Origin of the sequence: Planobispora longispora, assembly GCF_016863135.1 — a bacterium.
Lineage (GTDB): Bacteria > Actinomycetota > Actinomycetes > Streptosporangiales > Streptosporangiaceae > Planobispora > Planobispora longispora.
Genome location: NZ_BOOH01000034.1, coordinates 16,035 through 29,280 on the forward strand (window position 1 = coordinate 16,035; position 13,246 = coordinate 29,280).

General features: G+C 70.3%; 12 protein-coding genes. 3 read left to right on the forward strand and 9 right to left on the reverse strand.

Translation table 11 applies throughout. From position 1 onward, the window contains the following. Positions 1 to 258 precede the first annotated feature (258 nt). From Plo01_RS20365 to dapA, 4 genes are all read right to left on the reverse strand, one after another. On the reverse strand, positions 259 to 2,817 hold the full coding sequence (locus Plo01_RS20365; RefSeq protein ID WP_203892242.1) for a DNA translocase FtsK: 2,559 nt from the start codon (positions 2,815 to 2,817) through the stop codon (positions 259 to 261). A gap of 166 nt (positions 2,818 to 2,983) precedes the next feature. Continuing rightward, the gene (locus Plo01_RS41045) at positions 2,984 to 4,297 is read right to left on the reverse strand and encodes a pectate lyase (RefSeq protein ID WP_275415407.1); all 1,314 of its coding nucleotides are present in this window, start codon (positions 4,295 to 4,297) and stop codon (positions 2,984 to 2,986) included. 384 nt (positions 4,298 to 4,681) lie between these two features. Next, complete coding sequence (locus tag Plo01_RS20375; RefSeq protein WP_203892243.1) at positions 4,682 to 6,367, reverse strand: ribonuclease J; 1,686 nt, start codon at positions 6,365 to 6,367, stop codon at positions 4,682 to 4,684. Between the two features lie 209 nt (positions 6,368 to 6,576). Beyond that, entirely contained in the window at positions 6,577 to 7,503 is a 927-nt protein-coding gene (gene dapA, locus Plo01_RS20380; protein WP_203892244.1) for a 4-hydroxy-tetrahydrodipicolinate synthase, read from the reverse strand. Between the two features lie 454 nt (positions 7,504 to 7,957). On the opposite strand from dapA, the gene Plo01_RS20385 reads away from it, so the two are divergent. Together Plo01_RS20385 and Plo01_RS20390 are read left to right on the forward strand one after the other, a co-directional pair. After that, positions 7,958 to 8,692: a GntR family transcriptional regulator gene (locus tag Plo01_RS20385; protein ID WP_239316717.1), complete on the forward strand. Its 735-nt coding sequence runs from the start codon at positions 7,958 to 7,960 to the stop codon at positions 8,690 to 8,692. Positions 8,693 to 8,865: 173 nt separating this feature from the next. Further along, positions 8,866 to 9,507, forward strand: coding sequence for a JAB domain-containing protein (locus tag Plo01_RS20390; RefSeq protein ID WP_239316719.1), 642 nt, complete (start codon positions 8,866 to 8,868; stop codon positions 9,505 to 9,507). Positions 9,508 to 9,797: 290 nt separating this feature from the next. Here the strand turns inward: Plo01_RS20390 and Plo01_RS20395 are convergent, their stop codons facing one another. Continuing rightward, complete coding sequence (locus Plo01_RS20395; RefSeq protein ID WP_203892343.1) at positions 9,798 to 10,121, reverse strand: hypothetical protein; 324 nt, start codon at positions 10,119 to 10,121, stop codon at positions 9,798 to 9,800. Positions 10,122 to 10,229: 108 nt separating this feature from the next. On the opposite strand from Plo01_RS20395, the gene Plo01_RS20400 reads away from it, so the two are divergent. Further along, on the forward strand, positions 10,230 to 10,712 hold the full coding sequence (locus Plo01_RS20400) for a GntR family transcriptional regulator (protein ID WP_239316721.1): 483 nt from the start codon (positions 10,230 to 10,232) through the stop codon (positions 10,710 to 10,712). Between the two features lie 236 nt (positions 10,713 to 10,948). On the opposite strand, the gene Plo01_RS20405 is transcribed toward Plo01_RS20400, so the two are convergent. From Plo01_RS20405 to Plo01_RS20420, 4 genes are all read right to left on the reverse strand, one after another. Continuing rightward, complete coding sequence (locus Plo01_RS20405) at positions 10,949 to 11,422, reverse strand: peroxiredoxin (RefSeq protein ID WP_203892247.1); 474 nt, start codon at positions 11,420 to 11,422, stop codon at positions 10,949 to 10,951. A gap of 159 nt (positions 11,423 to 11,581) precedes the next feature. Next, entirely contained in the window at positions 11,582 to 12,043 is a 462-nt protein-coding gene (locus Plo01_RS20410) for a GNAT family N-acetyltransferase (RefSeq protein WP_203892248.1), read from the reverse strand. 154 nt (positions 12,044 to 12,197) lie between these two features. Continuing rightward, a complete protein-coding gene (locus tag Plo01_RS20415) occupies positions 12,198 to 12,560 on the reverse strand; it encodes a nuclear transport factor 2-like protein (RefSeq protein ID WP_203892249.1) in 363 nt (120 codons plus the stop codon). Beyond that, positions 12,557 to 13,105, reverse strand: a complete 549-nt coding sequence (locus Plo01_RS20420; protein WP_203892250.1) for a MarR family winged helix-turn-helix transcriptional regulator — start codon at positions 13,103 to 13,105, stop codon at positions 12,557 to 12,559. Before Plo01_RS20420 ends, Plo01_RS20415 begins: the two co-directional genes overlap by 4 nt. Positions 13,106 to 13,246 lie beyond the last annotated feature (141 nt).

Genomic DNA, 13,246 nt, shown 5'->3' on the forward strand with positions numbered 1-13,246 from the left:
TTCCTCGCCCGCGCCGTACCCGGCGGCCCCCTCGTTCACCATCGCACGCCTCCCCCGACTCTGACGTTACGTAGTGACCCCCATTCAACCAGTGACGATTCGGGCGATGAACCCGGGGTGCCACAACCAGCCGTCAAGCACGCGAACCGCCCGCCGTACGCCGTCTTCAGCGGTGCGCCGTCGTCAGTCGCACACCGCCGCCGGAGGCGCGCGGCCGTCAGCGGTGGACCGCCGCCGGCCGCGCGCGTCTCCGGCCGGTCAGCCGCGCAGGTCGGCGAGGAGTCCCGGCAGGTCGTCGGGCGTGACCAGGACCTCGCGGGCCTTGGAGCCCTCGCTCGGGCCCACCACGTTCCGGCTCTCCAGCAGGTCCATCAGGCGGCCCGCCTTGGCGAAGCCCACCCGGAGCTTGCGCTGGAGCATGGAGGTCGAGCCGAACTGGGTGGTCACGATCAGCTCGGCCGCCTGGATCAGCAGGTCGAGGTCGTCGCCGATCTCCTCGTCGATCTCCTTCTTGGCCGTGGCGGCCGCCGCCACGTCCTCGCGGTACTCGACCTTCATCTGGGCCTTGCAGTGCGTCACCACCTCCATGATCTCCTTCTCGGAGACGAAGGCGTTCTGCAGGCGCATGGGCTTGCTCGCGCCCATCGGCAGGAAGAGCGCGTCACCCTGGCCCACCAGCTTCTCGGCGCCCGGCTGGTCGAGGATGACCCGGCTGTCGGCGAGGCTGGAGGTGGCGAAGGCCAGCCGCGAGGGCACGTTCGCCTTGATCAGGCCGGTGACGACGTCCACCGACGGGCGCTGCGTGGCGATCACCAGGTGGATGCCCGCGGCCCGGGCGAGCTGGGTGATGCGGACGATGGAGTCCTCGACGTCGCGGGGGGCGACCATCATCAGGTCGGCGAGCTCGTCCACGATCACCAGCAGGTACGGGTACGGCTGGTAGACCCGCTCGCTGCCCGGGGGCGGCACGAGCTTGCCCGCGCGCACCGCCTTGTTGAAGTCGTCCACGTGCCGGAACCCGCTGGCGGCCAGGTCGTCGTAGCGGCGGTCCATCTCCCCCACCACCCACTCCAGGGCCTCGGCGGCCTTCTTGGGGTTGGTGATGATCGGCGTGATCAGGTGCGGGATGCCCTCGTAGACCGACAGCTCCACCCGCTTGGGGTCGACCAGGACCATCCGGACCTCGTCCGGGGTGGCGCGCATCAGGATCGAGGTGATCAGCCCGTTGACGCAGACCGACTTGCCCGCGCCGGTGGCGCCCGCGATGAGCAGGTGCGGCATCTTGGCGAGGTTGGCCACGATCGTGCGGCCCTCGACGTCTTTGCCCAGGCCGACGATCATCGGGTGGTGGTCGGCCTGGGCCACCTGCGAGCGCAGGATGTCGCCCAGCGAGACGAGGTCCTTGTCGCTGTTGGGGATCTCGACGCCGATCGCCGAGCGGCCCGGGATCGGGGACAGGATGCGCACGTCGGCCGATTTGACGGCGTAGGCGATGTTCTTGGTGAGCGCGGTCACCTTCTCGACCTTGACCGCCGGGCCCAGCTCGATCTCGTAGCGCGTCACGGTCGGCCCCCGGGTGAAGCCGATCACCTGGGCGTCGATCGAGAACTGCTCCAGCACGCTGGTCAGCGCGTTGACCACGACCGTGTTGGCCTTCGTCTGCGGCTTGGGCGCGCTGCCCGGCTTCAGGAACTGCGCGTCGGGCAGGGTGTACGGCCCCGCCTGCGGGGAGAGCACGAGCTGCTCCACCTTGCGCGGCGCCGGGGTCGGCTCGGGCGGCGACGGCCGGCGCTCCTCGACCTCCGGCTCCTCCGTCACCAGGCCGGGCACGATCTCCGGCGAGTGGTCGGCGAGCCTGCCCGACGTCTCGGCGAGCACGGGCGTGTCGTACGGCTTGACGCCGTCGGGGTCCCCGGGGTCCGAACCCTCGGGCCCCCCGGAACCGGAGCCCGCGGAGCCGGTCTTCCCCTTGCCCCGCACGGGGCGCTTGGCCGGGGTCCGGGGCGCGCGCGCCGGCGCGGCCTCGCGGGTGAAGAGCATGTGCCTGATCTCCGCCAGCCGTTCCGGGACCCGGTGCACCGGGGTCGCGGTGATGACGAGCACGCCGAAGGCCGACAGGAGCAGCAGCAGCGGGATGGTGATGAAGACGGGCAGGATGCTGTCCGGGGGCGCGGAGATGATGAACCCGATCATCCCGCCGGCCGCCGACACCTTGTCCATGCCGTCGGAGGAGCCGCCCGAGGGGTACGGCGTGCCGTTGGCGACGTGCACGATGCCGAGCACGCCGACCGTGAGGGCGGCCCACCCGATCATCATCCGGCCGGTGTCGGTGTTCTGGTCGGGGTGACGCAGCAGCCGCCAGGCCAGCAGCGTCAGCAGGATGGGGATCAGCCAGGTCAGCGAGCCGAAGACACCGCGCATGACGGTGTTGACCACCTCGGAGACGGTGCCCGTGCCGGTCCGCCAGGTCATCGCGGCCAGCACGATCGCACCGGCGAACACGGCCAGGCCCAGCCCGTCGCGGCGGTGCACGGGGTCGAGCTCCCGCGCGTTGCGCCCCAGGGCCCGCGCGGCGCTCCCGATGCCGCCGGCGAGCAGCATCCAGATCCCCACGAACAGCTTGCCGATCATGGTGAGGACCCAGCCGATCGGGTCGGGCTGGGAGCCGGACGGCCGTCGCGGCGGGGACGCGGACTTCGCCCGGGCGGCGGAGGCCCGCCTGGCGGGAGCCGTACGGGCAGGGGTGGACCTCGACCGGCCGGGAGCTCCCTTGGCCGGAGTTTTACCTGAGGTGCCTTTAGACGTACGGGTGGCCATGGTAGGAGGCTAACGACAGTGGCCGCCGGGGAGGCGGAGGCTCGCCGGGACCGGCCCCTTCCCCGGATCGGGCCGGGGAAGGGGCCGGCGGCGGGAACGCGGCGGGGAACAGGGTGAGATCACCGTGAGGGCGCGGCGGGAGCGCGCCCCGCCGGGATCCGCGGGATTACTTGTAGGTGATGGCGGAGGCGCTGTAGACGCAGTTCACGCCGTCGGCGCCGCTACCGATCTTGCTCGGCTCTCCGCTGGTCACACCCTTGTACCTGTCGCAGATCGCGATCTTCTTGCCGGGGTCGCCGACGATGGTGATCCCCGAGAGCTTGGCGGTGTCGCCGTAGTTGCTGTTGATGCCCACCAGGGACTTGCCCGGGGCGGTCACCTGCACGTTGGAGACGACGACGTGCCGGGCGTACTGCTTGGAGCAGTTGCCGCAGGAGCGGTAGAGCTTGCCGAAGTCGGTGATCTGGAAGTTCTTGATCACCATCGTGCCGGGGCCGTTGTGCTGGAAGGTCTTGTCGGAGGCCTTGCGCGCGCCGCCGCCGTCGATGGTCATCACCTGGGAGGCCGAGGCGCCCTTGAAGGTGGCGGCGTCCTCGCCGACGTCCTCCCACCAGACGTTCTTCAGCGTGCAGGTGCCCAGGCAGTGGACGCCGTCGGCGGCGGGGGCGCCGAGGATGACGTTCTGCAGCGTGGCGCCGTCGGCCAGCTGGAACAGCGGGCCCTGGCTCTCGCTCTGGCCGTCGCTGCCCAACTCGCCGGAGCCGTAGAAGCGCTTCATGCCGCCGTCGCGAACGCCGCTGACGGGGATGGTGGAGGTGACGGCCTGCTGCCCGTTCGCCGCGGGCCAGCCGGGCAGCGGGGAGGGGCCGCTCGTCGCGGTCGGCGCCGGGGTGGGGGTCGGCTTGACCGTCGCGGTCGGCGCGGGCGTCGGGGTGGCGGTCGGCGCGGGGGCGGAGCCCGCGGCCTTGAGCGTCCAGCGCTTGCTCGCGGCCGTGTCGCAGGAGTTCTGCTGCACTCCGACGCCGGCGGCCTTGGAGCTGTCCTTGACGTTGAGGCATTTGTCGCTGCCGGCGTTGACGACCCGGTAGATCGAGCCGCTGACGAGCTGCAGCTCCCAGGTCTGGAAAGCGCTTACTTGGCAGGCCTGCTGAGCGACCGCCTTGCCCGCGGAGGTGCTGTTGCCGGCGATGCCGGCGCACTTGCCGCTGTGGGCCGCGGTCAGGCGCTGGCCCCCGGGGACGTTCGAGAGCGTCCAGGTCTGGCCGGACCGGCCGCAGGACTGCTGGACGAGCTGTACGCCCTCCGCCGTTCCCGCCGAGGGAACTTCCAGACAGAGACCACTGTTAGCGTTAACAAGCGTATACGAGCCCGCCGCCGGGGCCGCGGAAGCCGCCGCCGGCGCCACCGCGAGCGCGACGCCCGCGAGGGTTGTCGCCGCGCACGCCACAACGCGTGCGCGGGTTGCGAGATTACGTAGCACTCCTCATCTCCCTTGAGGCCGTACGTACCCGAAATTTCGGTTTGACCGGAAAAGGTCGTTCCACACCGTAGAGCAAGATCTCATCTCGGCAAACAGGAACGGGAGGAGAGGCCGCATGTTTCGGAAAGCGCATTCCATCGTGCGCGTTGGCACGGTGTTCCGGACATGAACTCTTACCCGGGCAGGCGGCCGACAGAGGGTGTCACATGCGCGGAAGCGTGCGCTGCGCCCGGGAGGCCGCAAGCCGGGAGGCCGGAAGAAACCCCGGAGAACACGGGCGCCCGGATCCGGACCTGGGAAGGTCCGGATCCGGGCGGGAGCCGTGCCACCGAAACTGCGGGGCCGGAGCGGTACGGCCGGAGCCGTACGGCCCGAGCCCCGCGATCAGACCTCGATGATCACAGGGACGATCATCGGGCGGCGGCGGTAGGTGTCGCTCACCCAGCGGCCCACACTCCTGCGGACCACCCGGCGGATCTGCTGGATGTCCACCACCCCGTCGGCGGCGTTGTCCTTCAGGACCTTCTCCACCTGCGGGATGACCTCGTCGAACCGGTCGGGGTCGATGCCCGAGCCGCGGGCGTGGATCTCCGGGGCGGCGGCCAGCTCGCCGGTGGCGGTGTCCACCACGATGATGATCGAGATGAACCCCTCCTCGCCCAGGATCCGCCGGTCCTTCAGGGCGAACTCGGTGACGTCGCCCACCGAGGTGCCGTCCACGTAGACGTAGCCGGCCTGCACCGCGCCCACGATCCGCGCGCGGCCGTCGACCAGGTCCACCACGACGCCGTCCTCGGCGATCACGATGTGGTCGTCGGGCACCCCGGTCAGCGCGGCCAGCTTGGCGTGCGCCCGCAGGTGCCGCCACTCGCCGTGCACCGGCATGAAGTTGGACGGCCGGGTCAGGTTGAGCACGTACAGCAGCTCACCCGCGGCGGCGTGCCCGGAGACGTGCACCTTGGCGTTGCCCTTGTGCACCACCCGCGCGCCCCACCGGGTCAGGCCGTTGATCACCTTGTTGACCGCGGTCTCGTTCCCGGGGACCAGCGAGGAGGCCAGCAGCACGGTGTCGCCTTCGGCGATCCGGATCGCGTGGTCGCGGTTGGCCATGCGCGACAGCGCGGCCATCGGCTCGCCCTGGGAGCCGGTGCAGATCAGCACCACGTCCTCCGGCGGCCACTCCTCGATCTCGCGGGAGTCGACGATCAGGCCCGGCGGGATTCGGAGATAGCCCAGGTCGCGCGCCACGCCCATGTTGCGGACCATGGAGCGGCCGATCAGGGCGACCTTGCGACCGTGCCTCCCGGCGGCGTCGATGACCTGCTGCACGCGGTGGATGTGGGAGGCGAAGCTCGCCACGATCACGCGCTTGCTCGCCGTGCGGATCACCTCGTCGATGACCGGGGCGATCTCCCGCTCGCTGGTGACGAAGCCCGGCACCTCGGCGTTGGTGGAGTCGGACATCAGCAGGTCGACGCCCTCCCGGCCGAGCCGGGCGAACCCGCCGAGGTCGGTCAGGCGGCCGTCGCTGGGCAGCTGGTCCATCCGGAAGTCACCGGTGTGCAGCACGATCCCGGCCGGGGTGCGGATCGCGACCGCCAGCGCGTCCGGGATCGAGTGGTTGACCGCGAAGAACTCGCAGTCGAACGGCCCGAACCGGTGCCGCTCCTCCTCGACGACCTCGACCTTGACCGGCTGGATGCGGTGCTCGGTCAGCTTGGCCTCGATCAGCGCCATCGTCAGCTTGGAGCCGACGATCGGGATGTCGGGGCGCTCGCGGAGCAGGTACGGCACGGCGCCGATGTGGTCCTCGTGACCGTGGGTCAGGATGACCGCCTCGATCTGGTCCAGCCGGTCGCGGATGTAGTCGAAGTCGGGAAGGATCAGGTCCACGCCCGGCTGCTCGGTCTCGGGGAACAGCACCCCGCAGTCCACGATCAGCAGGCGTCCGTCGAACTCGAACACCGCCATGTTGCGGCCGATCTCCCCGAGGCCGCCCAGCGCGACGATGCGCAGCGCGCCCTCCGGGAGCCGCGGCGGCGGCCCGAGTTCGGGATGGGGGTGACTCATGCGGTCACACCTCTCTCACACGTGTCGGCGAACCTCCCATACGGCAGGACTGCTCCCTCGCCGAGCACTCCGCACCCCACAAGAAGGCCTCTGTCTGCAACCTTCAAACCGCCGTTCCTCCCCACTGCGGTCATTCCCGACCGCGCCGCATCCGATGCCGGTCCTGACCGCGGTCTCACCGCGGTCAGGACCGGCCGTGGTCTTCTTTCTCACGTCACATCTCCGTCGGACAGCTTCACGCCGCCCGCCGCCAAGTCCGCCCGCAGGATCGCCAGCTCCCGCTCCGTGGCCTCCGACAGGGGCGGGCGCACGGGGCCCACCGGGCGCCCGACCATCGCCAGCGCCGCCTTCGCCATGATCGCCCCGCCGGCCTGCATCATGATCCCGGAGACCACCGGGAGCAGCCTGCGGTGGATCTCCAGCGCGCCCGCGACGTCACCGGAGCGGTGCAGCGCCATCATCTCGGCGATCTCCGCGCCCACGACGTGGCCCACGACGCTCACGCACCCGGCGGCCCCGACCGAGGCCCACGGCAGGTTCAGGGTGTCGTCGCCCGAGTAGAAGACCAGGTCGGTGGCGAGCATGACCTGGGATCCGGCGAACAGGTCGGCCTTGGCGTCCTTCACGGCGACGACGCGCTCGTGCATCGCCAGCCTGATCAGGGTCTCGGTCTGGATGGGCACGCCGCTGCGGCCGGGGATGTCGTAGAGCATGACCGGCAGCCCGGTGGCGTCGGCCACGGCGGTGAAGTGCCGGTAGAGCCCCTCCTGCGGGGGCTTGTTGTAGTAGGGCGTCACCACCAGCAGGCCGTGGGCCCCGGCGCGCTCGGCGGTCCGGGCCAGCTCGACGCTGTGGTGGGTGTCGTTGCTGCCCGCCCCCGCCACCACGACGGCGCGATCGCCGACCGCCTCCACGACCGCGCGCACCAGGCGCTCTTTCTCCTGGTCGGAGGTCGTCGGGGACTCGCCGGTCGTGCCGCTCACGACCAGGCCGTCGTTACGCTGCTCGTCCACCAGGTAGGTGGCCAGGCTCTGCACCGCCTCGTAGTCGACCGCGCCGTCCGGGGTGAACGGGGTGACCATGGCGGTCAGCATGCGGCCGAAGGGGGCGTCGGAGGTTGTCGTTGGCGCTGCCATAGACGGAACGGTACCCGGATCCGGGAAGGCGGTGGACTCCGCCACCCCGCTCCGCGCCGCGGCCGCCCCGGGCGGGATCCGCGGCCCGGCCTCCCGGGCGTCGCGAGCGGCGCCCGGGGAACGCCGGGGACGGGACCGGAAGCCGCCCCGCGAAGCCGTACAGCGACTGGATTGCGCGCTTAGATCACGAATTCGGACCACAAACCCGGACATATGACTGAAGGTGGCGCCCGACCACGAAAGAGGCCGCCGATATGTGCTCGGGGGTACACACATCGACGACCTCTACCGTTGAATCGACACTGCTCCCGGGGCCGTTACACGCTTCTCGAAAATTTTTCCCGGCGATGAGAACAACGGACGGAAGTCCGTAAAGTTGGAGCTCCAAATAGACGCCATTACCCTGGGTTTTCCCTTGAATACGACAGGATGGGGCAACGTCTAGCACCCTTGGATGGACCACGTGGCAAGCTCCGATCCGGTCTACCTCCGCGTCGTCGCCGACATCCGCCGCCAGATCCTCGACGGCTCCCTGCCCCCCGACGCCCCGATCCCCTCCCGGGCCCAGCTCACCCGCAAGTACGGCGTCGGCGAGACCGCCGCGCGCCACGCCCTGCGGGTGCTCGCCGCCGAGGGCCTGATCGTCGGCCGCGTCGGCTCCGGCCACTACGTGCGGGCCAAACCGGTGCTCCTCCCCCTGCACCGCTGGCGGTTCCACGACCACCACGTCCCGTTCGGCGCCGACCTGCACGCGCAGGGCATCCGCACCACCTGGGACCGGCGCAGCGAGCCGGTCGAGGCCACCCCCGACATCGCCCAGCGCCTCCGCATCGAGGAGTCGGCCCCCGTCACCCGGACCCGCTACGTCTTCCGCGGCGACGGCAAACCCGTCCAGCTCACCGTCTCCTACGAACCGGCCGGGTTCGGCGACCCCGCCCCCGACGAGGCCCCGCGCGCCCTCATCGGACGCATGTCCGCCCACGGCGCGAAGATCACCGAGGTGGTGGAGGAGGTCTACACCCGCGTCCCCGAGCCCGCCGAGAGCGACGTCCTCGCCCTGCCCGCCGGGACCCACGTCCTCCACGTCGAGCGCACCCACTGGGCCGGCGACCGCCCGGTCGAGACCAGCGACATCGTCATCCCCGGCGACCGCTTCCGCCTGGTCTACGCCCACCCGCTGCACCCCTGAGCACCCTTGAGCCCCGATCACCCCTGGGCGTCCCCGAGCGCCCGCCCCTCCGGAACGGACGCCGCCGGACGCCCTTCAGACGTTCCGTGATCTTCGCGTGACGAATTGTCAGGACTCCCTGGTAGAACCGTCGCAGGTTCCCATCCCGGAGGTGCCGATTGCGCGTCAAGGACATGCCCCCGACCGACCAGCCCCGTGAGCGACTCCTCTCGATCGGGGCCACGGCCCTGGCCGACCGGGAGCTGCTGGCCTTACTGCTCGGCTCCGGCGGCCGGGGCGCCAACGCGGTCGAGCTGGCCTCCCACCTGATCGCCCACTGCGGCGACCTGCGCGGCCTGGCCCGTTCCGACCCGCACCGCCTGATGTCCGTCCCCGGCATCGGCCCGGCCAAGGCGGCCCGCGTCGTGGCCGCCTTCCATCTCATGCGGCAGGCGCAGACCGAGCCCGAGCGCCGCCGCGTCACCTGCTCCGGAGACCTGGCCGCCGTGGTCTCCCCGATGTTGCGCTGCCTCAGCCATGAGCGCGTGGTCGCCGTGGTCTGCGACTCCGGCGGCGCGGTGCTCCGCAGGGCGATCGTCAGCGAGGGGGGCAGCGACCACGCCGTCGCCCCCGTCCGGGAGATCGTCACGACCGTCCTCACCTCCGGCGGCTCCTCCTTCGGCCTGGCCCACAACCACCCCAGCGGCTCCCTCGACCCCAGCCCCGCCGACCTCGACGTCACCGCCCGCCTCCGCGAGGCGGCCGAGACGGTGGGCCTGCGCTTCCTCGACCACGTGATCGTCACCGACACGGCCTGGCGCCGCATCGCCGGATAGACGCCGCCGACGGAGGGTTCCGGCCGCCGCCGCACCCCAACGGCGGCGGCCGGGGAGTGGCCTCGTCACCCTCCACGATCCGAGGCCACGTCGACCCCCGGCAGGGGGCGCATCAACCTGCCGGGGTGCTCTGATCCGATGGGCGGGTCCACACGTCCTCATCGATGGACCCGCCCACCGGAACCCGCGCCCGGCGGACGGGTGGGATGCGGGAAGTCCGCCGGCACGTCCCGGCCCGGCGGCGGAGCCTGTCCCGCCCCACCTCACCGGGCACGCCTGTCATCGACCGGTCATCGCGCGCCGCCCATCAGCAGCCGGAGCCACAGCTTCTGCGTCTCCTTCGCCGGGGCCCACGGCGATTCGTGCACCGCCGTCTTCCCCATCGCGCGGTGCGTCCGCCGTACGAACATCAGCCCGCCCGCCTGGCAGAGCTCGTAGAACGTCGCCCTGCAGTCGCACGTGTGCTCCCTGACCCGCACCCTGTCCGCCCTCGGCCGCTCCACCCGCCAATCGATCCGCTCGTGCTCCGCTTGCAAGACCCCCACATGGTGGCTGTGGTACCGGCCCACCGGCGCCACGATCACCCTGCCGGCCTCTACCGCCTCTTCGGCCACAAAGAAACAATACGTCTAGTTGTATCTTCTCGTCAAAGGAGAAACGGATACCTCCGTTTAGGTGTCTTATTTTGTGCGGTACTGTCCCTATCCGTCTATCTTCGAGTCGTGCTCGACTATGACGGAGACACCCACCTCTACCTTCAGATCGCCGAGATCATCCGCCAGCGCATCGCGGAAGCAGCCCTTCCTCCTGGGCACACCGTCCCCAGCGAGGCGGATATCCGGAACGAGTTCGGTGTGGCGAGGACGACCGCCAGGCGGGCGGTTCAAATGCTCCGCGATGAGGGACTCGTTTACACGGTCCAGGGAGAAGGCACTTTCGTCGGCCCGCCCGACAAGGGCCCTCGGCAGGCGAGAAAGATCCCGATGTACCGGCAGATCGCAGAGGATCTCACCGAACGCATCCGCGGCGGCGATCTTCGTCCTCGTCGCCCCATCCCCAGCGAGACCGCCCTGGTGGATCAGTACGACGTGGCCAGAGAGACCGCCCGCCGAGCCGTGGGACTCCTCCGAGAGCAGGGATGGATCTACACGGTGCCCCAGCGCGGGAGCTTCGTATCCCCGCAGGAAAAGTGGCCCACGGAGTAGCCGAGCCGTTTTTTCACGTTTTCTCGTCCAGTCGTATTAGCACGTCTAGCCTTAGAACGTGCTGGATCGAGAGGGTCCCGTACCGGTCTGCCTGCAGACAGCGGCCCTCATCGGGGAGTCGCCTTCCTGCGCGATCAGGGCTGGGTCTTCACCGTCCCCCATCGCGGCACATGCGTGAAACAGCCCGAGGAGTGGCCCGGGGAGACGGGAGGAGGAGGTCGACAAGCGACCGCGGATCAGGAGGCGCGGGCGCGGAGGACCTCGAGGGAGCGGTCGGCGTGGATCTCCATGCTGGCCTCGTTGTGGATCACTTCGAGGATGCGGCGGTCGACGTCGACGACGAAGGTCACCCGGCGGGTGAGGAAGGGGCCCACGGCGTAGCTGCGGCGGGCGCCGAGGGAGCGGGCGACGACGCCGTCGGGGTCGGACAGCAGTGGGTAGCCCAGGCTGTGGGTGTCGGCGAAGCGCTTCTGCCGGGGCACGGTGTCGCGGCTGATGCCGACCGGGGTGGCCTTCACCCTGGCGAACTCCGCGGACAGGTCCCGGAAACGGCAGCTCTCCAGCGTGCAGCCCGACGTCATGGCGGCGGGGTAGAAGAACAGCACCACCGGCCCGTTCTCCAGGAGCTCGTTGAGCTTGCGTGGCGTCCCGGTCTCGTCGAGGAGCTCGAAGTCCTCCACCACATCCCCGACCGCGGCGGTTACAGCCATGACAGACCCTCCCGGTAGCCACGCAGAGGCCCCCGGCGGCCGCGATCTGGCGGACGCAGCCGGAGGTCGATGTCATTGGGACCCGTTCACGACACGCCGCCTCGCCGTACGGTGGTGCGGGAAAACGTGCGGAACAGGCTCAAGGATGACGTGTCAGGATCAGTCGAGCAAGAGCTCCCCGACGATCTCCCCGTCGAAGACCTGCCCGGTACGGCGGAAACCGAGCTTGAGGTAGAACTCCTCGGCGCCGTGCTCGTGGTCCGGCACCCAGAGCACGGTGACGCGCTTGGCGCCCCTGCGCCGCGCCTCCTCGCAGAGGGCCTCCACGGCGAAGCGCCCGTATCCCTTCCCCTGGTGCTCGGCGGCGATGTTCAGCCGCCAGATGCCGTAGCGGAAGATGTCGATCGACGCGCCGGGGTCGAAGTTGCCCATGATGAACCCGACCAGCCGGTCACCGTCGTAGACCAGGCGGGGCCAGGCCGTCTCCCGGGAGGCGTAGGCCTCGGCGAGGGAGCGCTCGACCGGGGCGACGGTCCCCTCCTGCTCCGGCCGTATCTCGATCTTGAACGCGTCGCCGATGTTCTCCGGGGTCACCTGCTCCAGGCGTAATGACGAGGTCATGCGCGGCAGTAGACCACATAACCGACATTCTCCGCCTCCGAAAAAACAGCCGCCGAAGAACAGCCCCCGGGAAACACCGGAGCCCGACCGGCATCGTGTTCTACCGGTTCCAGCACGATCCGGGGCGGCGTTCCGAGAGGGATCGCGGGCGCCGTCAGGTCATCAGCGCCGCCATCGACCGCCACGGCGCCGCATCGAAGATGAGGCCGATCGAGGTGATCCTGCCGTCCCGGTCGAGGCGGAAGTGCTCGGCGGTGTGCTGGGTGCCCGCCGGGGTGGCGGTGTGCACGTCGTAGACGAGCGTGGCCTCGGCTTCGCCGTACAGCTCGCTGATCATGTCGACACCGGTGACCACCTGGACGAATCCCGGCAGTCCGGCCAGGTGGCCGGCCGGGTCGGTGGAGGCGATGAACGGACTGCGGAAGGTGAACGGCTCGGCGAGATACGCGGCCGCGGCGGTCACATCACCCCGGAACCTGGCCTCGTGGTAACCGCGGACGGCCTGTTCGGTGGTCATGGGGCTCCGTTCAGATGCTGGGCGAGCTTGTTCTGGTTGTCGGCCACGCGCAGGCAGAGGTGGCGCAGCTGGTGCAGTTCGGCTGGGGTGAACCCCCGGAAGAGCGCGGCCATGGCGGCCTGCGTCGGCCGCCTGAAGTTCTCGATCCACTCCTGCCCGGCGGGAGTGATCGCGGCCAGGACGGAACGCCGGTCATGGAGGGCGGGCGTCCGCCGCACCAGACCCTCGCGTTCGAGGGTGTCGACCAGCCCGGTGACGTTGCGGGAGCTGACTCCGGCCGACTGGGCCAGGTCGCCGATGCTGATCTCGCTGCCGGAAGCGCTGAGCCGCAGCAAGATGTCCAGCGCTCCCGAGCTCAGCCCCCGCCCCCGGGCGCCGTGGGCACGGATGCGTTCGATCGCGTGGAAGGCGATGCGGACGGCGGCCGCGGCCTCCAGGTCCAGGGTCTCCTCGCCGCCGACGAACCGGGCCATCGCGGTCCTGGTCTCGGGGTCGAAGAGCAGGCCGTCCGGGCCGGTCGACGGATTGAATACTTCCTTCTCCATGAAGGACTACTTTATTACGTACTTCCATAAATGGGAACAGGCCGGTCGCGGGGGACGGCCCGGATCGCCCCGCGCGCATCGTGCAAGGCCGAGTCACGGTCACCGCCCCCGTGTTCTCGGCGCGCCGGCGCGGGTGTCGCC